The organism is Nostoc sp. 'Peltigera membranacea cyanobiont' 232, from assembly GCF_002245985.1.
Classification (GTDB): Bacteria; Cyanobacteriota; Cyanobacteriia; order Cyanobacteriales; family Nostocaceae; genus Nostoc.
On sequence record NZ_NOLK01000007.1, the window covers coordinates 87957 to 108227 of the forward strand.

The 20271-nt window shown below is 41.2% G+C and carries 15 protein-coding genes; 9 read left to right on the plus strand and 6 right to left on the minus strand.

What is annotated here, in order from left to right; genetic code table 11:
- Positions 1–41: 41 nt before the first annotated feature.
- Positions 42–1016, minus strand: coding sequence for a cysteine synthase A (locus CDG79_RS04220; RefSeq protein WP_094341008.1), 975 nt, complete (start codon positions 1014–1016; stop codon positions 42–44).
- A gap of 455 nt (positions 1017–1471) precedes the next feature.
- Positions 1472–4936, minus strand: coding sequence for a tetratricopeptide repeat protein (locus CDG79_RS04225; protein ID WP_094341011.1), 3465 nt, complete (start codon positions 4934–4936; stop codon positions 1472–1474).
- A 517-nt stretch (positions 4937–5453) separates the two neighbouring features.
- Here CDG79_RS04225 and CDG79_RS04230 point away from each other — a divergent pair.
- From CDG79_RS04230 to CDG79_RS04270, 9 genes are all read left to right on the plus strand, one after another.
- Entirely contained in the window at positions 5454–5846 is a 393-nt protein-coding gene (locus CDG79_RS04230; protein WP_094341012.1) for a hypothetical protein, read from the plus strand.
- 182 nt (positions 5847–6028) lie between these two features.
- Complete coding sequence (locus CDG79_RS04235) at positions 6029–6349, plus strand: DUF3040 domain-containing protein (RefSeq protein ID WP_094341013.1); 321 nt, start codon at positions 6029–6031, stop codon at positions 6347–6349.
- Between the two features lie 16 nt (positions 6350–6365).
- Complete coding sequence (locus tag CDG79_RS04240; protein ID WP_094341014.1) at positions 6366–8447, plus strand: dynamin family protein; 2082 nt, start codon at positions 6366–6368, stop codon at positions 8445–8447.
- Between the two features lie 254 nt (positions 8448–8701).
- Positions 8702–10948 carry a dynamin family protein gene (locus tag CDG79_RS04245; protein WP_094341015.1) on the plus strand — a complete coding sequence of 749 codons (2247 nt, stop codon included), beginning with the start codon at positions 8702–8704 and terminating at the stop codon, positions 10946–10948.
- A 1448-nt stretch (positions 10949–12396) separates the two neighbouring features.
- Positions 12397–12594 carry a hypothetical protein gene (locus CDG79_RS04255; RefSeq protein ID WP_094341016.1) on the plus strand — a complete coding sequence of 66 codons (198 nt, stop codon included), beginning with the start codon at positions 12397–12399 and terminating at the stop codon, positions 12592–12594.
- Between the two features lie 264 nt (positions 12595–12858).
- Positions 12859–13926, plus strand: coding sequence for an NADPH dehydrogenase NamA (gene namA, locus CDG79_RS04260; RefSeq protein ID WP_094341028.1), 1068 nt, complete (start codon positions 12859–12861; stop codon positions 13924–13926).
- A 135-nt stretch (positions 13927–14061) separates the two neighbouring features.
- Positions 14062–14328, plus strand: coding sequence for a hypothetical protein (locus tag CDG79_RS40705; protein WP_143855412.1), 267 nt, complete (start codon positions 14062–14064; stop codon positions 14326–14328).
- A 69-nt stretch (positions 14329–14397) separates the two neighbouring features.
- Positions 14398–14634 carry a hypothetical protein gene (locus tag CDG79_RS04265; protein WP_094341017.1) on the plus strand — a complete coding sequence of 79 codons (237 nt, stop codon included), beginning with the start codon at positions 14398–14400 and terminating at the stop codon, positions 14632–14634.
- 18 nt (positions 14635–14652) lie between these two features.
- Entirely contained in the window at positions 14653–14850 is a 198-nt protein-coding gene (locus CDG79_RS04270) for an aldo/keto reductase (protein ID WP_317616569.1), read from the plus strand.
- On the opposite strand, the gene CDG79_RS04275 is transcribed toward CDG79_RS04270, so the two are convergent.
- From CDG79_RS04275 to CDG79_RS04290, 4 genes are all read right to left on the minus strand, one after another.
- Positions 14844–16292 carry a PQQ-dependent sugar dehydrogenase gene (locus tag CDG79_RS04275; RefSeq protein WP_189524878.1) on the minus strand — a complete coding sequence of 483 codons (1449 nt, stop codon included), beginning with the start codon at positions 16290–16292 and terminating at the stop codon, positions 14844–14846. The two genes, CDG79_RS04270 and CDG79_RS04275, sit on opposite strands and share 7 nt — an antisense overlap.
- A gap of 119 nt (positions 16293–16411) precedes the next feature.
- Positions 16412–17755, minus strand: a complete 1344-nt coding sequence (locus CDG79_RS44715; RefSeq protein WP_094341019.1) for a calcium-binding protein — start codon at positions 17753–17755, stop codon at positions 16412–16414.
- Between the two features lie 724 nt (positions 17756–18479).
- A complete protein-coding gene (locus CDG79_RS04285) occupies positions 18480–19286 on the minus strand; it encodes a pentapeptide repeat-containing protein (RefSeq protein ID WP_094341020.1) in 807 nt (268 codons plus the stop codon).
- Positions 19287–19296: 10 nt separating this feature from the next.
- Entirely contained in the window at positions 19297–19938 is a 642-nt protein-coding gene (locus tag CDG79_RS04290; RefSeq protein ID WP_094341021.1) for a hypothetical protein, read from the minus strand.
- Positions 19939–20271: the final 333 nt, after the last annotated feature.

The window sequence follows — 20271 nt, forward strand, 5'->3', positions numbered from 1 at the left end:
CAAAAGTCGGAAGCCAATGACTAATGACTAATGACTAATGACTAATCTATTGAAAGTCCTTTTGAAGCTAGCCATTCCGGGTTGAATATCCGTGACTGATACCGAGAACCACTATCACACAAGATGGTGACAATAGTATGTCCTGGCCCTAACTGCTTCGCTAGGGCGACAGCTGCGCCAACATTAATACCCGTTGAACCGCCCATTAATAACCCATCTTTCCTTAGCAGTTGGTAAACTACCCGTAAAGCTTCTTGGTCATCGATTTGAATAGCATCATCGGCAGGTGCGCCTTCCATATTGGCTGTGACACGACCGTTACCGATGCCTTCGGTAATGGAATTTCCTTCTATATTGATTTCGCCAGTTTTGACATAGCTATAGAGTGCGCTACCCAGAGGATCGGCTACAACGCATTTAATCGCTGGATTTTGTTCTTTCAAGTACAAGGCCACACCAGCATAAGTACCAGCAGTACCAGTTGCAGATGTCCATCCATCTATTTTACCATCTGTCTGTTTCCAAATTTCCGGCCCTGTGGTTTCGTAGTGGGCGAGGCGATTGGCTAGGTTATCAAACTGATTCGCCCAAATAGCATTTTCCAACTCAGCAGCGACTCTGCCAGATAGCTTGACGTAGTTGTCCGGGTTTTTGTAGGGTACGGCAGGAACGCGACGAACTTCTGCGCCTAGTGCTATCAGTGCGTCTATTTTTTCTTGTGACTGAGTATCGGGAATAATAATTAGGCATTTGTAGCCTTTAGCATTACAAATATGCGCCAATCCAATGCCAGTATTACCAGCAGTTCCTTCTACAACAGTACCACCAGGTTTGAGTAAACCTTTCTTTTGGGCATCTTCGATGATATAAAGTGCAGCACGGTCTTTGACGGAACCGCCAGGATTGAGAAATTCAGCTTTCGCAAGGATTTCACACCCTGTTTCTTCACTGAAGCTATTTAAGCGAATTAGGGGTGTGTTGCCAATAGCGCCAACGAAGCCATTCTTAATATCCATTTTGACTATGCCTGTGTGAGTATCTATAAAAATTTTGGCTTATAGCGATCGCATGATTTACATCTAATTTGCCTAAAATCCCATATTGCATTTCCCCACTTAGCAAGCCGACAATAATCATAGTTGCCTAAGCGATCGCATCTGGCAGTGTAATATTTAGGGATTGCATAAGCTGGTTATATTGTCAGCAACTAATTTAAGATTAACGCGATCGCATTTCCCTTCAGCAATTCAACAAAAATCATCCTGTGCAACAATAGCTGTAGTTTAGTATTACATCACGATTGTAGGGGCACGGCATTGCCGTGCCCCTACGGGTGTACCAGAAAGGATATCGGGAGAACTCTGTATTAGTTGAGATTCCATATCGCATCTGGCAGTGTGATATTTAGGGATTGCATAAACTGATTATATTGTCAGCAACTAATTTAAGAGTAGCGCGATCGCATTTCCCCTTATTCACCCATTGAAACTTGACTGCGGTCAAACAACCACCCATCGCCCACTATCTCCTCTAGACGTTGATTGAGTCGAGGGAGAAAATATTCTGGATCATTTAGCCGTTGCTGAGTAAACCAATTATCAAACGCTTCCTGTGCTTCAATTCCTTGGGCATTTGCCGCACCTAATATAATCTTGAAACTATCCTCTTGAAGTTCCTCTAACTGCGGATGACCTTCACCTCGAAGTTTGCAAAAGAACATTGCCGTTGCTCCTAACACAGCTTTTAGTTCATCGCCTTGAGGCACTCTATTATATAAAGCACGGATTAACTGAATGGTATCTACTAAAGGTGCTTGAATTCTCAGCGTCAGCCACATTGCTTGAGCTAGGTAAACCAGACCGTTGCTTTCATCCGTTAAGCCTAAATTACTCAGAACTGTTACCAAATCACTGTATGCACTTATTTGTGCAAGTGTGGAAACAACTTGCTTGTAGAGTGCGATCGCTTTTGGGATGTCCCCTTGGTCGGCGATTACCTGTGCCATGTTGTTGAGGGTAGCGGCTTTACCTTTGACATCGCCAATCTGCTCAAATATTTCCAAGGATTGCTCCCAGAGTGCGATCGCTTTTGGGATGTCCCCTTGTTGGGCGAATACCCCTGCCATGTTGTTGAGGGTAGCGGCTTTACCTTTGACATCGCCAATCTGCTCCTTTATTTCCAAGGATTGCTCCCAGAGTGCGATCGCTTTTGGGATGTCCCCTTGGTTAGCGATTACCTGTGCCATGTTGTTGAGGGTAGTGGCTTTACCTTGGACATCGCCAATCTGCTCAAATATTTCCAAGGATTGCTCCCAGAGTGCGATCGCTTTTGGGATGTCCCCTTGTTGAGCGAATACCTGTGCCATGTTGTTGAGGGTAGTGGCTTTTTCTTGCAATTCCTCTTCAGGGCAAAGGTCTAAAGCTTGCTGATAATGGATAACAGCCTGTTGCACAAAACCCAAAAATCTTTCAGCACGGGCGACTGTTCCCAAGATGCGGTAATCCTGAAAAACTGCCAGAACTTGCTTACATAACTCCAAAGCTTCCACAAAGCGGGAATTATTTACCCAATTCCTTGCAATCCTATCTCCAATGCTGACAGCAATCTCCTGCTCTTTTGCCAGCAATCCCAACCGCACAATTTCCAGTCCTTCTGCTTCCGTGGGGTTGTCATTCTGCTCCCACCAAACTTGATGGATTTCCCTCACCGCTTCCTGTCGCGCTGCTTGCCATTCTTTTTGAATCAACACTGTTTCTAGCAACGATTCTAAAATTGTCGTCACTCGATAATTAGCTAGCTGGGTGGCGTGAGTGGTAGCAGACTCAACTAAGCTGAGACTGACAAGCTTTTGCAGAGAAGCAACAGAGGGGGAGATGGCGTTAATGATTTCAACAGTAACGGGCAAATTAAACACACTCAACCGTGCGAGAAACTTTTGTTCTTCCGGTTCCAAGGCATCCAGCAGAGTTTGTGCCAAAATATCTTCGCGGAATTTCTGCTCAGTCGCCTCCAGACGATTCAGTAATTCATCCGCCGCTATTCCTGGTTGCTGAATCACCTCTAACAGCCACTTCAGCAACCGGGGATTACCATCGGCAATGTGGATAATCCTCTGAGTTCTTAACTGTTCCCTAACTTCCTTATCTAAGGGAAAGCAGATTTTATCAATATCACTGCGGCTCATCTGTTCCAGGCGTTCCAAGTGCAGGCGATGAGGTGGTAAGGTGTCTGCATTCAAATAGCGACAGGTGACAATCAGCCGACTCTCTGCCGCGTTTTCCTCCAATGCCGCACAAATCGCCCCTAAAATTTCATAAGCTTCTGCCGTCATCCGCAATGAGCCATCTTCAATATTAGCTGTGGGGATATTTTGCTCAAAGTCATCCAGCACCAGCAGCAAGGGTTGGTTATGAACATTTTCAATCGCTGTAAAAAAGTTTTGCAACCGTCCTTTAAGAGACACCTTTGGTTCGTTCAGCAGTTGGGGAACATCTGCAAACCTCTCAAACTTATTAGAAAGCTTAGTCAGCAAACCTATCTCATCTAGAGGCCCAATCAACACAACTCGCGCAAAATTAGAACGCTGCATCTGCACCCGCGTACATAACCGCGCCGCCAGAGTACTTTTGCCCAGTCCACCCATCCCGGCAATAAATACGCCGATTTGGTCGCTGGTTTCCTGCAAAGCCTTGAGACATCGTTGCAAAGGTCGTCTGCGTCCGACAAATTCAAACTGACTGGCAACTTTAACTTGATTATTCTCATCCAAAAATTCTTGCTCTGGCGCTGTAAACGTCAGCCTTTCACGATTTCTTGTTCTCAGCGCTGTCACTAGTTGGTTAATGGGGCGCGTATCCCGATAAATTCGCAACAGATGCCAGTCGGTACATTCTTCGTCAATCATCTCTTGCTGCGCCGCTTTGACCGCTTCTTCAACAGTTGCCCCCGTCGCCAAAGCTTGATAAAGTGCCTGTGCCGCTACAATACCCGTGCGGTCATACACCGGACGCGCCCAGCCTAAAACTATACCTGCTCCCGCCTTCACCAATGCTTGCGCCATTGAGGGTACTGTCCCTTTGTTAGCAACCTGTCCCGTATGACAACCAGAGAGAAAAGTTACACGCGGCCAGCGTCCCCGAAAGGCTTTAGCTAAATCATTGACAGTAGTAAGCTGCATATTCCCCACCTCATCTTCAGTGATGAAGCAGGGGGTATTGTCTGGTAATGTTGTACCTTTTGGCACCAAAGAGCCGTAATCTTTTTTGGTATAAATTATTCCGTGTCCCGTGAGGTGAAAGACATCAAAATAGTCTTCTGTGTAGGATTTCACCAAATTAGTTAACTCTGCAACCGAGCCGCTTTCCTCGACAATCAACGCCAAAGGCTGATCTTTAGTTGCTTGCAAAATGTTTGCTTCTTCCCGCTCAAACCCTAGTGGTGGAACTCTCGGATCTTCAGGAGAAGTGGCCATAAACAGCAACCGCAAGGGGCGATTTTGCAGACCAATCACTTGAGTTTGACGCTGCTGCACACAACGCACTAGCAAAACGGAAATATCCTCGCGTTCTAGTAAAAACCCTCCAACAGCGTGTAGCAACTCCCAAGGTAAATGTCCCAATCCCAAGGCTACCCGTTCTGTTTCGGGATTCAACCCCTGCGCTTCGCTGGTTTGAATCAAATCTAGAAGAATCGTTTGCTCATCCGCCTCATTCAGCGCCCTTCTCAACCATCCTTCTTTACCATCCAGCCATTGATAAAGTCGCCGTCCCAACTGTTCGAGATCGTGTAAGTTATCTGTTCGTCGAGGATAATAATTTTGCTCGCACAAATCAATCAGCGCTGCCAACTCCGTTTTATCCAGGCGACGCGAGCCATAATTACAGCGCAGTTCAAAAGTTTGCTGTTGACTGAGGGCGAAAGTAAAGTTTAGGGGCATGGCTGACAGCAGGAGTTTCCACAGTAACCTTCACCGTATTATCCCCTTTTTCCCGAAATTCTCGCCGATAAGCTGGTACTAATCGCGTGATTGGCGAGATACTGCATTGATGCGATCGCACTTCAACTATAAAATCAGGACAGATGGGGGCAAATCTTTGCTGTTGTTAGGACTGTGGCTATATTGATTGTTATATTCGTTCAGAACACAAGTCCATTCTGTCAAAACACAAGTTTATTCTGTTAGAACACAAGTTCATTCTGTCAAAACACAAGTTTATTCTGTCAAAACACAAGTCCATTCTGTCAAAACACAAGTTTATTCTGTCAGAACACAAGTCCATTCTGTCAGAACACAAGTTTATTCTCAACAATTTTTTGTCTGATATCGTGCAATTACTGAGCTAGCAATCCAATCTTATTAAAAAAAATACCTATTTTTGTAAGCTTTACTGAACCGCTACATTGTCCCATTGAGACACTCTAGAAAGATAAAGTTTAGTAAAAAGCATAGATTGATGCCACGCAAAACAAGAAGCTCTTCCGTGCTAGAAAAAACCGAAAAGAGAGTAATCGGATTTAAATCGATTGATTCTAGCCTTGACTTTGGTGATTCTATCAGTTTAAACAATTTAATCCAGTTAACCGGACAACTCCGCAACCAGATAGACCAGTATAATATGATGCTAACTGCCCTTGACTCGGCAAAGGCAAAAATAGAAACCCTTGAAAAGAGCATTTGCGAAACCTCAGAACGCCTAGTTAGTGGTGTGGTGTTGAAGTATGGCAAAGATAGCCGGGAATACGAGATGACAGGCGGGGTACGCAAAAGCGATCGCATTCGTAAAGCCACCATCACCCGGTTAAAATCGACCGCAGACTTAAAAGCAACTTCTAAACAGACGGCGTAACCAACAAAAATTAGGCATTATTTACAGTAAATGATGCCCATATTTTGCTTAAGTTCAGCAGTCAACGAAAAGCAAAATAGTAAATTTACTGGGGTTACTAAATATTTACGTAAGTTAGTATACAGCATGATTGATGAGTAAATGCTGACATCTTTTCATTGTCTTAGACGGGATGGACACTGATGACATCTGAGAGCGATCGCCAAAAAGAACTTGAACACCGAGAACGCTTATTACGGGAACGAGAAGTTGAATTGCGACTCCGGGAAATGGAAACTAATATCCATGCTACTGATGCAGCTTTTCATCAAACTGTGAAGCATCAACCAGATGAGAAACCTTGGATGAAAAAACTGATTCTGGGTGGAAAGCTTTTTGCTCTTGGTGTGGTAGCGCTAGTTGCAGTAAGAATAGCCTCAGTATTAGCTAGGTTAATTATTGTTGGTGCTATGGGATGGGTGTCTTACAAACTATTTTTGGAATCTAAAAAAACCAATCTTTAATAAAGGTGTAAATTTTATGACAAATCAGGTAGCAACTGACAGATTTATCCAAGATTTAGAGCGGGTTGCTCAAGTGCGATCGGAGATGTCTGGGTGTTTGAGCAAACTTGCTGAAACTATTAATCAAGCTGAGTTAGCTGGTGAATCTTCATCAGGGAAACTCAGTTTAGAACGAGATATTGAAGATATTACAGTAGCTAGTAACAATCTCCAAAAAGGTGTATTTCGCCTTTTAGTCTTGGGCGACATGAAGCGGGGAAAAAGCACTTTCCTCAACGCCTTAATTGGAGAAAACTTATTGCCGAGTGATGTTAACCCTTGTACCGCAGTGTTAACAGTTTTACGCTATGGGCCAGAAAAGAAAGTTACTATTCATTTTAATGATGGTAAAAGTCCGCAAGAGTTAGATTTTCAAAACTTTAAATATAAATATACTATCGATCCGGCTGAAGCAAAAAAATTAGAGCAGGAGAAAAAACAAGCATTTCCAGATGTAGATTATGCAGTCGTGGAGTATCCCTTAACGCTACTAGAAAAGGGAATTGAAATTGTTGATAGTCCAGGATTGAATGATACAGAAGCGCGAAACGAATTATCTTTGGGTTATGTAAATAATTGCCATGCAATTCTGTTTGTGATGAGAGCTTCTCAACCTTGTACCTTGGGTGAGCGTCGCTACCTAGAAAATTATATCAAAGGTCGAGGATTGACAGTTTTCTTCTTAGTTAACGCTTGGGATCAGGTGCGGGAATCACTGATCGATCCTGATGATGTCGAAGAATTAAAAGCATCTGAGGATAGATTGCGGCAAGTATTTAAGGCGAATTTAGCAGAATATTGTACTGTAGAAGGTCAGAATATTTATGACGAACGGGTATTTGAGCTTTCGTCAATTCAAGCACTCAGACGACGCTTGAAGAACCCTCAAGCTGATTTAGATGGGACTGGCTTTCCGAAGTTTATGGATTCCCTTAATACATTTCTTACCAGAGAACGTGCGATCGCAGAACTCCGTCAAGTTAGAACCTTAGCAAGACTTACATGCAATCATACCCGCGAAGCAGTTGCAAGACGCGTACCATTACTAGATCAAGATGTAAATGAATTGAAAAAACGGATTGATTCAGTAGAACCTGAGTTTAACAAACTTACAGGTATCCGAGATGAATTCCAAAAAGAAATTATCAATACCAGAGACACTCAAGCAAGAAAAATTTCTGAATCTTTTCGCAGCTATGTTTTAAACTTAGGTAATACCTTTGAAACCGACTTCTTACGCTATCAGCCAGAATTAAATTTGTTTGATTTTCTCAGCAGTGGTAAACGAGAAGCATTTAACACCGCACTGCAAAAAGCCTTTGAGCAATATATCACTGATAAATCTGCTGCTTGGACATTAACTGCTGAAAAAGATATTAATACAGCTTTTAAAGAACTTTCTCGCAGTGCTGCACAATATGGCGCATCTTACAATCAAATCACAGACAAAATTACAGAAAAGCTCACAGGACAAGACGTAAAGGTACATACCACTACTACTGCTGAAGAAGATAACTCTCCCGGCTGGGCAAAATGGGCAATGGGATTGTTATCGATATCTAACGGAAATCTTGCTGGTTTTGCACTAGCTGGCGCTGGATTTGATTGGAAAAATATCTTGTTAAACTACTTCACTGTAATTGGAATTGGTGGGATAATTACAGCAGTGACAGGTGTTTTGCTTGGGCCAATCGGGTTTGCATTGCTAGGTTTGGGAGTAGGATTTTTGCAAGCAGATCAAGCGCGTAGGGAGTTAGTTAAAACAGCGAAGAAAGAGTTAGTAAAACACTTACCCCAGGTTGCATACGAGCAATCTCAGGTTGTATACAATGCTGTGAAAGAGTGTTTTGATTCTTACGAAAGAGAAGTGAGTAAGCGGATTAACGATGATATTGTATCTCGTAAATCTGAATTAGATAATTTAGTCAAGCAGAAACAAACCCGCGAAATCAATCGTGAGCGTGAGTTCAATCGGTTAAAAACCTTACAAGAAGATGTAATAGCTCAGTTGCAAAAAATTGAGGCGGCGTATAGCAATCTATTAGCTTACTATAGCTAATATATATTATAACTCTCGTCCTTTCGTTATTCTCGTTCCCAGCTAGAAGCTGGGAATGCCTATAGGAAGGCTCCGCTTTCCATAACCATAAGTAGCCAAACCTAAATAAATTAAAGTTTGTAGCAAGGACTTTAGTCCTGATAAACTTTGCTATGAGCGATGAATCGCTCACTACAAACTAGGATTTTATTGGATGTTTAATTATACCTAATATAAACATAATAATATGAGGCGGAGCCTGGAAATGAGGAACTATGCAACAACAGTATGAAGGTTATAAAAATTTAGCAGATTCTCTCAAATCTGCATCTGATTTACTAACTTTAGAACGCAAGTCGCAACTAAATCAAGATATAATTACCATTTGCAATAATCTACTTAATCCTAGCTTCCGCATTGCGGTATTTGGCCCTTTTAATCATGGCAAGTCTACCCTATTGAATGCCATGCTAGGGAATCGCACATTGCCAATTGATTTAATCCCCACCACAGGCGCATCCATTACCGTTAAGTATGGCTCTGATGTGCAGACTCGCATCATGTTGGTAGATGGTACAGAAGTCTATCGCAATGGCACAGAAGTTTTACAGCAATTTGCAATTCTTGATGGCAATAGGCAGATGCGAAAAGATGTAGCATCTGTGGAAGTTTTTTGCCCGCATCCCTTCTTAGAAACTGGTGTAGAATTTCTCGATTTACCGGGAACAAATGATAGAGATGAACAAGATAATTTAGTCCGAGAACAACTTTTAAGTGCAGATTTAGTTATCCAATTATTAGATGCACGGAAATTAATGACTTTAGGTGAGCGGGAAAACTTACGAGATTGGCTATTAGATCGCGGTATTAAAACAGTTATATTTGTTGCCAATTTTCTTAACTTGCTAGAACCTGACGAGCAAAAACAAGTCCAAAATCGCCTGCTGTTTGTTGCAGAAAGCTTTCGAGCCGAATTACCCCCAGGCTTTAGTAATTTATATCGTGTTGATGCTTTACCTGCCTTAAGAGCCAGATTAAAAGGCGATGTTGCTGCTGCCAATAGTAGCGGTTTAGCAGCTTTTGAAACAGCTTTGCAAAATATTGTAGGGATTTTGCAACTAAATCGTGGTAATGTGCGTTTGCCTAGAGTGCAAGCGATCGCTTCTCAAATCCAACTCTCATTAAAAGCTAAAATTGACCCGATTGCTCTTGAAATCAAATCTTTTGACGATAAACAAAATAGTAAAATTGAAATTAAACAAAAAGCAGCTAATTTAATTTATAAAGGTTTCACTACTAGCATCGGAGAATTACGCGATTGGCTAGCATTACCCAAACTACTCACAAAATATCAAGCTGATGCGGCAGTTGCATTAGCAGAAAATAAATTTAAAGATTGGCAAACAAATACTCTTAAAAAAGACCTAAATCAATTACAATTATCTGCGGTAAAATGGCTCTATCAAGCTTACGAGTTTTTCCAAGAAGAACGACCGCAAGATTTATTAATTCCCTTTCCTAGCGAACCACAAGTAATATTACCCCCAAAGCCAAACAATACTGATGATTTGAGTGAACCTGGTTCCATCGCTGTTGGTGGTGGTATTGGTTGGTTATTAGGCGGCCCGGTAGGTGCTGCTGTCGTGGGAAGTATTTCTTATTTGTTAAACAAGAATATCCAAAAACAAGACGAACAATTAGCCAAGGAATCTTATCATCAGGAAGTTGCTAAACTTTGTATAACTGCAATTGAAGATTATTTCTCTAGTTTCAGCAGCCAAGGGTTATCAATTTTGGCTGAATATGAACGGCAAGCCGAAAAAGTAATTTGCTTTGAATTCAGTCAAGAGGCAGTAGAAGTTACTAATAAACGCGAAAGTTTGCAGCAATTACAAAATGGTTTTAATCGTTTGCTACAAGAGTTAGAAAAAGTCAAAATCCTCTCAAATCATCAACCTTATAAAGAAATACCAAAATACACGAATACTAATAAAAAATATTCGCCACAGCCAGAGAGAGTTAGAATTTCCCCCGAAAAAGATCCTGTTATTAAGCAACAACAGGAAAATACTGTTAAGAATAGCGGTAGAAGGGTAGAATCAGTTTCTCCACCGCCATCGCCAAAAGCTTCTCCCTCTCCGCGGAAAGAAGAGGTGGAGGCGAAATTTCGTGATTGGGAACTCAATGAGGAAATAGCGCGGATGAAAGCAGAGATGCGTAGCCCTAAGGCTTGTCGTGAGACATCGCCTGGTTCTCAAACTAGCAAACAGCAAAATTCAACTCAAAGCAAGAAAGCACCCACTCAACCCAAAAGCCAGACGGAAAAAGATAAGATTACTCGCGCCTACGGCATTTTAGGATTGCAAGCTTATGCTTCTCAGGCTGAGGTAAAGCAGGCTTATCGAACTTTAGTAAAAAAATGGCATCCAGATTTGTTTGTGAATCAGCCGCAACTGCTAAAACAAGCACAAGAGAAAATGCACTTAGTTAATGATGCTTACACAATTTTGAGTGATAAATAAACGACAAGATACCGGACTTCTTTAAAAAGTTAGATTAAGGGCAGCTGAAACTCTTTGTTTGTCAAGGCGTAAACTGTTCATAATGCTAACAGTTTACCTAAAGAAAACTCAAAGGCAATAAGTGCCTGATTTTTAAGAAATTAGTATAAATTATAGGTAGTTTTCCCAACCAGGTTGTCACACTTTGTAATAGAGATGTAATATCGCGTGGGGATTCATCTAACACTTTCGACACAGAATCTATTATTTTAACCATTGAAGACAAAAATTATACTTGTCTTTTTTTTGAGAAAGTTTTCGCCACAGACTTAACTCTCTTAAGGAGTAATATCAATAAATTTTAATAGCCTCTTGTTTTTTAGCACAATCCATGTAAATCTCATAAATGTATACTACGGTAATTAGATTGATTTTTCGAAGATTATCAGTAAATTATCTGGGTTAGCCAATAAACTCAAAATATAGTGCCAAGTAAACTTTTAGCGTCTATTACAAGGGTTCTTGAAAGCTATGTCTGAGCCATGTTACGGGCTCTGGATTCCCGTTTACGGCAACTGCGCCATAATGAACCACCCTCTTAAACCTCGTGATGTCAGTTACTCACGAGCTAAGTATCCGATCCAGTTGGCTGAACGATGTGGGTTTACTAGAACCTTGATTGCAGAACACATGATTGAATCCCAGAAATCAACAACTCGATCGGCTAGAAACTTGGACAGCAGGAGCAGCCGTAGTGCAAAAGCATTGGGAGTACCAATTCAAAAAAGACTGGGGAGGGTCTTATTCGTCTTCAAGGTGCATTTTTAAAGCGTAACTGAAGTTTTTTGTACCGAAAATCATATCTGAAGATATTTTGAAGTTTGTAAATACTCAACTAGCACCTGAAGACAAAATAGAAGTAATAATTATTACTTCTAATGACCAAGTACGACCGAATATAGCTTTAAGAGATAAAGTAATCGATGGCAATTTTTTTCAATATTGACCTTTCATGATTAATGCTATCAAGGAACTCAGAATTAATTTAGTGCCATTAAATCTAGTTTTATTAAGCACACTTGGTCTTTTCTCGAAAAGCCTTAAATCAATGAATGAGTCCAACTAATTCGAGATGTTAATGATGTAGAATTCATTGTTTCTTCGGCTAAAACTGTTGTTCTAGCGGCAATAACACTGCAATCTATAAGATAAAAAACAGCTAAAGAGAAAAAGTATACCTTGGTATTAGTCTCATTAGAGGGTTAAGAAAATGAACCCAAGATTCAGAAACTAAACAAGCTACTTAACTATCTACAGGTGAGAGATTTTATTAATAACCAATATCAGGGAGGAATAGTAGGTGTATTTTAAATCAGATGAAAGAATGAAGGATGAATATTTTGTTACTTCGTCTTTCAGAAATCAGGAGTTACTAAACTTAAGTTGTGACATTTATGGAGAGGAAAGTTATGTTTTCTGGACAAATTGAAAGAGAATGTTTATATGGAGAAATTTGGACAATTTCGCAAAAAGCTAAATTACCAGATCATCTACAGTTATTAGTGGATAAAGAAGAAGTAAAATGTGATATCTGGGAATTGCAGAGCCAAGAACTTGAGAATCAGCCTATTCATCCAAATTTCGAGCGTGACTCTAGTCAGCTATAGGATTATTTTTATTGGCTGTGGCGTTTATCATTCATGTCAGTATAAGTCAGAGAAAATCTACAGCCGTTTAATGTCTGAAAATAAGGATGTTGGGGTGTAGGGAGAAAAGCTAATCCTAGTTTCAGAGCAATTTGATTTATCGAGGTGTGGAAGAGTAGGGGCAAAACCAGTCATGATTTTCAGAACAATTATATTGAATTAGAGAGTGACTCACCACCCTTACACCCCTATTTTTTCACCAAGCAAGAAAAGGAATCAATACCAATGGCACATCTATTTGAACCATTAAAGATTCGTGAAGTTACTTTTCGTAACCGCATCGCCGTTTCACCTATGTGTCAATATTCCAGCACAAATGGATATGCTAATGATTGGCACGTTATTCATCTAGCTTCTCGCGCAGTTGGCGGTGCAGGTATAGTGCTAACAGAAGCAGCAGCCGTAGAACCTCGCGGACGCATTAGCCCTCAAGATTTGGGAATCTGGTCGGATGCACACATCGAAACTTTAGCCAAAACGGTAGCATTGATTCATAACTTTGGAGCTGTTGCAGGTATTCAACTCGCTCATGCAGGCAGAAAAGCCAGCACTGCCAAACCTAGTAAGGGAGGGAAAGCGCTAGATGAATCTCAGGAAGGTTGGCGACCTTTGGTTTCGAGTAGTGCGATCGCTTTTAGCAAAGATAGCCCAGTTCCAGAAGCCCTAAGTCTTGAGGGAATTCAGGAAGTTATTGATGCCTTTGTCCAAGCTACTAAACGTTCTCTAGAAGCTGGTTTCAAGGTAGTTGAAATCCATGCTGCCCACGGTTATCTACTCCACCAGTTTCTCTCACCTCTTTCTAACCAACGGCAAGATGATTATGGTGGCAGCTTTGAAAACCGGACTCGTTTACTCAGAGAAGTTGTTCAAGCAGTCCGAAAGGTTTGGCCCGAGACGCATCCACTTTGGGTACGTATTTCTGCCACCGATTGGGTAGATAAGGGTTGGGACATTGAACAAAGTATTGCTTTAAGTGACAAACTTAAGTCTTTAGGAGTTGATCTCATCGATAATTCATCAGGGGGCATTATACCGGGCATCAATATACCAGTTAAACCTGGTTATCAGACTCAGTTTGCCGAACGCATCCGTCGCGAAGCCAATATCCATACAGGAGCTGTAGGCTTAATTACAACCCCTGAACAGGCTGATGAGATTATTCGCACAGAAGTAGCTGATATAGTGCTGTTGGGACGCGAACTACTCCGCAATCCTTACTGGCCGCATCTGGCAGCCAAACAGTTGGGATACGATAAACTCTGGCCTGTTCAATATGACCGAGCTTGGCTATGATATCACCTGTCCTTAATTGAGCATCAACCACCTTCAACCCTTGCTGCTTGCTGGTAGGGGTTATAGGTTGATTTGCAAGCATTGTAGGTAGAGTAACTAGTCTATTTACAATGGCATTTTCTCAATGTTTATACTATGTCTCATCTTTGGAAATTTTACTTGCGATGCCTGCGGCGGGCTGCGCCTACGCACTTTGTTCTCTTAGGCATAGTTTTAGCGCTCGCCCTTTTTATCTACACACCACAAGCACCTAACATAGACAATACTGTATCCGCAGTAATCTTAGCGTTTTCAGAGGCGATCGCAACTCCTAAACTGCTTAATTTTGAGAAAAGCGATCGCTATGACAGGATAAGTTGTCCAAAATTTTTCATATATTATTATCTACAATATCCCGATTAAGCTACAGTAGTTTAAAATCTAGCTTTTGCAAAGTAATGCTTGTAGCTGTGCAATGCTCTGGGAAAATCAATGGTAAAAGATTTATTTGAACAGATTTATCTTGATGCACTGATTCGCGATCGGCAGTATAACAAAGCTTTGAATGTCCTAGAAAAGCGGAATGCTGACCGTGGCAATATTCCAGTGATTCAGAGGGAATTAGCTAATACCCATAGCCAGCTAGGACACATCGATGAGGCACATCAAGCTTCTCAACTTACATTAGAACTATCACAACGTTATCAAAAAGTAGAGCAAACAGGATGACGACATACTTTGGGTACTATGACCGATGGTTCTCGTAAATTGCGAGAATCGGTACTAGAAGAAGAAGATAGTCGCCCATTTATTAAACTAGCTTTGGAATTGGGGATAAACTTCTTTGACACCGCCGACGTTTATTCTTTAAGTGCCAGTGAAGAAATTCTAGGACGGGCGCTTAAGGATTTTGCCAAAAGAGATCGAGTAGTAATGTTTTATTGAGTTGGCATAGTTACTTCCCAAATTCCTTCATTTCCACCATATTCCAGAACATAAATTTTATTGCCGATAATCTCACTATCAATGGGATTACTAAAATCTTTGACAATGCGCGTAGCGTTAAATTTATAGTTGGTAGTTCCTACTTTAGTTAAGTTTAAATGCAGTAGGTCTTGGCTAGGATCTTTAAAAGGGCCTGCTACTGTTTCGCCAGTGGAGTCGCCTGGTGTCCAACTCAACATGAATCCATCTCTATTGAATTCTGGACTCATTACTCCTTGTGTATCAAAAACTAAGCCCAAAGGAGAACGGTGTGCTGTAAAACTGCTAAAACTTTGCCCAAGAACACTGGCATCTTTGACTTTGCCATCTACTGGATCGCGGTAACTGTCTGCGTCCGGCCCAAGATTAGGAATTGGTTCAATTAAGGTTACATTAGGCCGAATAGGAAAGGTTGGATCGTTACGAAAATAGCCCTTTTGGACGGCGTTAAATCGAGGATCTAACAATCGGTCATTAGCAGGATTATAATTGGGAAATTGTTGTGGATTATCTGTCCCGCCAATGCGCCAGGGAAAGCCGTAGTTACCACCTAGACGTAGCCAATTTAATTCTTCTGACATATCGCGATCGGGGCCATTCTCTGTACCAAATAAATCCCCATTGGGTGCAAATGCCATATCGAAAGTATTACGTATTCCTTCTGCAAAAATATAGCCAGTTGTCTTTAAGGTTGCTCGATTGTTTGCAAGGAAGAGATTTTTGCCATTACTAGGAAGTCGGAGTATACAGGCAGTTAATCCTACTTCGCGAGTATTGGGATACAACCCATCAGAAGACTGAACTTCACCGTGATCGGTACGAGAACCGCTATTCACATAGATAAAGCTACCATCTGGGCTAACAACCACGCCGTTGAAGCGATGATCGTAAGCTGTTTTGCTTTTGGGATATCCTGCACTCTTAGCTAAGATAGACCAGATACGCTGTTGTGTACCCGACTGAATTTCGCCTTTAACAATAATTGCTTTGGTTTGGTTATTCACAAGGTCTGCATTGCCAACCAAATAAATTGTACCGTTAGGGCCAATAGCCAAACCTTGAGTCTCACCGATATTATGATTACTAGAGTTGTAGACAAGTGTACTAGTAGAAGAGCCTAAATTGACTCGATAAATCTCACCATTTCGTTTGAGGTAATAGAGGGTATTGTTTCGTGGATCTTTTGCAATCCGAACAGAGGGAGAGTCTGATAATGTATTCAGAATAAGGCGAATCTTAATATCAGCACGCAGGGATTGAGGTGCAGCATTTACTGCACTAGTACCATAATTTAATATGACTATTGTAAGTAACAGCGCTTTGGCAGCGATAAAGCACCTTTTTAGAGATAAATTACCGATGAATCTGCGTTTATCTTGCTTGGATAATTTAGTGCTATTCATTATTTTGTTCATAAAATAGTCAGATGATTTTGTTTGTAAACTTAATGTTCCTCTAGCCAGCAGTAAAAGTATTCTTAATAGCCTCCTAATGTTAGTAATTCCTGAAGTTAACAACTTTCTTATCCCAAACTCACTTCTAGTGTATAAGGAGCAGAATTGCTGTCACTAGAGCCAGTGAAAGTTCCACCATCTTGAGGGAAGAAAGCATATTTGCTTACTGAAATTGAGTACGTTCCAGTACCCAGTGAAGCGGTTATGAACGATCCAAAGTCGGGGCCACTATCGTCGTCACTTTGCAGTAGAATCCCAGCATTGTTAAACAGTCCGATAACTGTATCATCGGTTGTTACCGCACTGATGGTGACAGTTTTGGGATTTGCTAGAGAAAATGTAAAAAAGTCGAAATCAGGATTGTCCCCTGGTTGAACTGTTACCAACTCACCTGAGAGCTTAACGTCTGAGCCTGATGATAAAGAACCCAATCCTTCAGCACTAGCTAGTGTATTGTTTGTAGCTTGTCCAGCATTTTCCCGTTCATAGAAAAGGAAATCGTTACTATCAAGTCTAAGGTTCACTTTCCCCTGGATAAGACCTATAATCTCATCTGGCTCTGCTCCTGGTTTATCTAATAATATTTGTGTGTTGGCTCCAGCAGATTGCAAGCGGTAGTCTTTTGGCGAACCTTTGAGTTCTATTCGATCTTCACTAGGGTTGAAGTCAGTAATAGTCGCCAAGTCGCCAAAACCAGCATTGGTAGTGCTTTTGTCGTCGTAGAAGACATTTTTAGCGTCTCCCAGGATAAATCTATCTAGCCCAACCCCGCCAGTTAAGATATCAGTCTCCCCTAATCCAGGTGAGAGTACACTAGCAGGGAAAACACCGATGAGGATGTCGTCTCCAGACCCCCCATTGAGGCTGTCATTGCCAGGCCCGCCTTGTAGACTATCATTGCCATCTTCACCAATGAGCGTATCATTGCCCAAATTACCATCTAAGGTGTCATTGCCTGCTCTCCCATTGAGAGTGTTGTTAGCAGTATTACCAAAAAGTATGTTGTTAAGACTGTTACCTGTACCGTTGATGGCGCTAGTTCCAGTCAGGGTCAGGTTTTCTAAATTGACACTCAGTATGTAGGTGACAGTAGACCGGACGGTATCTGTCCCTGAATTAACAGCTTCGGTAATGGTGTCAGCACCACTGTCAACAAGATAAGTGTCGTTACCTACTCCCCCATTCAAGCTGTCAAGACCCAAGCCACCATCAAGTGTATCATTGCCAAGTCCACCAATTAAACTGTCGTTTCCTGTCCCGCCAAACAAATTATCATTACCATCTGCACCATTTAGGGTATCGTTACCAGACAAACTATTGGCATTACCACCATTAGCCCAACCATATATCGTGTCATCTCCTGAAGTCCCATTTCTTGTGTCAGGAGCCGTAGTGCCGAAAATAACTGCCATATTATTTTTCCTATATTTCTCACTAATGCCTAAGTTTGGCCTCAGTCAAAGAACTCTTTATAAGTTAAATGTGGATTACTTAAAACTGTAAGTTTAAATAGAGATACCTTGATTAACCTAATTAATACCAATATTTATTAGAAAATATCAATTATTGATTTGGTTAGTTGATTTTGAAAATGATAGGTAATTGAGTTTAAGTTTATTTATTTTAATTATTTTTGGTTCTTCAACTTAATTACTTAAGTACCACGAACAAAAGGTTGCGTCAACTTCTTTACGAAATCTTAAAAATAGAAGATTTTTAATTTTTAATCCTAAGTTGAAATTTTATAAACTTTAATTAAGTCTATTTTCAAAAATGCTATATTTCTAGTGCATATAGCAAAATTTTCCAGATTAATCCGCTATTCTCGTTAAGTTAGGTTTCAATGTGAAATTTTTTATGTAAAAAAAATAATTTTATATTAAAGAAATTCATTTCAAAATACATAAGTTAAATTGATGGATTATCCAAAGCATTTTTGAGCATAACAAAACTTCGGCTTTATATAAAATTTATATATTTCCTTTAACTACTGAAGCTTATTCTGCCAAGGAATGCCCCAAAGAGGATGGTGCTAAAATGAAGCTAATTAACTCAGCAGTGCTGGGTGATTTTGCACTGCGAATTAGTTTAAACTTCAGAAAATGAATCTAAACATCAATTGCTCTTTATTGTTAACTAATCGTGCCTTGAAGCGTTAGGCATAATTGCCTCCTGAAGATTTGCACCGCTAAGATTAGCTCCCCGAATGTCGGCTCCTCTGAGGTTAGCTGCTCTGAGATTTGCCCCTGCCAAATTCGCGCCTCTAAGGTTAGTCCAGCTTAAATCAGCTTGACTCAAATCAGCTTCACTTAAGTTAGCCCGCAGCAGGTAAGCACCACTGAAGCGAGCCTTATTCAAATTAGCTTTGTATAAGTCGGTTTTATAAAGATAAGCCCCCAATATTTCCGCCTCATATAAAGTTGCTTCGCTGAGGTCAGCCTCAATCAAGTTAGCTTCGATGAGGTTGGCAAAAGAGAGATTAGCCCGGATTAGCTTCGCTGCACCTAAATCGGCATCTCTCAAGTTAGCGCCTCTTAAGTCAGTTCCAATTAGATTAGCATGAGCGATCGCAGCGCCTCTCAAATTTGCCTCACTCAAGTCGGCTCCAATCAAATTAGCATGACTCAAATCTGCCTGCGTAAGCATAGCACCACTCAAGTTAGCAACACTGAAGTTAGCATCACTCAAGTTAGCTTCAACGAGCAAGGCTTTGGAGAGGTTGGCACTACTGAGGTCAGCCCCACTGAGGTTTGCTCGCACAAGTAAAGCATTACCCAAATCTACCTTTCTCAAATTTACCCCTTGGAGGTTTGCACCTCTGAGGTTATCCCCTTGCAGATTTACAGCGCTGAGGTCTGGTTCAATCTGAGGATTTCTCTTTCTCCACTCAATCCATGTCACTGCACCTGCTTTCAGTAAAGCTAGATGCTCTCGATTTGCCATTTTTTCTCCTTTACTCCTGACGACCACCTAGAGGATTTGCCCGACCAGCTACACTTTCAATAGCCGTTAACGCTCCTGCCGCACCTGCTAGAATATCTCGCTCATGTCCACCTAAGTAAAGCCGCCCAAAACTTCCTACAGCTTGAACCTCAAGGATATTAATCGATGCTGCTTTCTCAGCTTCGTTTGCAGCGAGTGCGGCGTAAGCAGCAGGTTCCACTTCTAATACATACAGCGTTTGTCCTGCTAGTAGTAGCTGTCCCCGTCGCGTGCGATTAATAAGTTGTGTTTGGTAAGCATCGATGTTGCGAATAATCTGGCTAGAAACAACACGCGGCTTGAGACATTCCTCTTTTCGGACTCCTAATGCCGCTAAAATGGCTTGACCAGCAGCCCGCGTTTCGCCTTGGGAGCTAGAATGAACTTCTAATAGTCCGTAGAGTCGTTCAACTATCTGTACTCCCGGACGCACAGAGGCAGCCTTGAGAGCTACATCCGTAATTTTATTAATTTCGATACCAGGAGAGATTTCAATCCACAGTGATGTATCCCCTGGTAATGGTAAGAAGCCTTGGGCTACTGTTCCCATATATGCTGCATGTTGAGGTTGCAGGCTGTCGAGAAATACGAAACTGCGTAGTTCTATTCCCAAGATTTTGCTCTCCAGTCATAAGGGTAAAAGTTATCTATTGCAATATATGAGTGCTTAACTTGGGTCATTTTTGCCACAAGTGAAGGATGGAAAAATACAAAGTATAAGAATTTTGCTGTCGATAAATTTTACACCTGAGAAGTATTCTGGCAGTAAAAACCGCCTTGATAATTGTACAAGCTTTATTACGCACAAATCGCTGCTTGCAATGCCTAACTGGTCTTGATTTACTGATAAAGTTGATGTGACAAAAAAGTTTTTAGCTAAACTGAAGCGGAAAAAGTTGGCTGGGCTTGTGCCAATATCTTCAAAATGCTGCCAATCAAACTGATA

What these genes read in the sequence shown, in the direction of transcription:
- CDG79_RS04220 (WP_094341008.1), bottom strand. Translation starts at nt 1,016, where the DNA reads ATGGATATTAAGAATGGCTTCGTTGGCGCTATTGGCAACACACCCCTA.
- CDG79_RS04225 (WP_094341011.1), bottom strand. Translation starts at nt 4,936, where the DNA reads ATGCCCCTAAACTTTACTTTCGCCCTCAGTCAACAGCAAACTTTTGAA.
- CDG79_RS04230 (WP_094341012.1), top strand. Translation starts at nt 5,454, where the DNA reads ATGCCACGCAAAACAAGAAGCTCTTCCGTGCTAGAAAAAACCGAAAAG.
- CDG79_RS04235 (WP_094341013.1), top strand. Translation starts at nt 6,029, where the DNA reads ATGACATCTGAGAGCGATCGCCAAAAAGAACTTGAACACCGAGAACGC.
- CDG79_RS04240 (WP_094341014.1), top strand. Translation starts at nt 6,366, where the DNA reads ATGACAAATCAGGTAGCAACTGACAGATTTATCCAAGATTTAGAGCGG.
- CDG79_RS04245 (WP_094341015.1), top strand. Translation starts at nt 8,702, where the DNA reads ATGCAACAACAGTATGAAGGTTATAAAAATTTAGCAGATTCTCTCAAA.
- CDG79_RS04255 (WP_094341016.1), top strand. Translation starts at nt 12,397, where the DNA reads ATGTTTTCTGGACAAATTGAAAGAGAATGTTTATATGGAGAAATTTGG.
- namA (WP_094341028.1), top strand. Translation starts at nt 12,859, where the DNA reads ATGGCACATCTATTTGAACCATTAAAGATTCGTGAAGTTACTTTTCGT.
- CDG79_RS40705 (WP_143855412.1), top strand. Translation starts at nt 14,062, where the DNA reads ATGTCTCATCTTTGGAAATTTTACTTGCGATGCCTGCGGCGGGCTGCG.
- CDG79_RS04265 (WP_094341017.1), top strand. Translation starts at nt 14,398, where the DNA reads ATGGTAAAAGATTTATTTGAACAGATTTATCTTGATGCACTGATTCGC.
- CDG79_RS04270 (WP_317616569.1), top strand. Translation starts at nt 14,653, where the DNA reads ATGACCGATGGTTCTCGTAAATTGCGAGAATCGGTACTAGAAGAAGAA.
- CDG79_RS04275 (WP_189524878.1), bottom strand. Translation starts at nt 16,292, where the DNA reads ATGAATAGCACTAAATTATCCAAGCAAGATAAACGCAGATTCATCGGT.
- CDG79_RS44715 (WP_094341019.1), bottom strand. Translation starts at nt 17,755, where the DNA reads ATGGCAGTTATTTTCGGCACTACGGCTCCTGACACAAGAAATGGGACT.
- CDG79_RS04285 (WP_094341020.1), bottom strand. Translation starts at nt 19,286, where the DNA reads ATGGCAAATCGAGAGCATCTAGCTTTACTGAAAGCAGGTGCAGTGACA.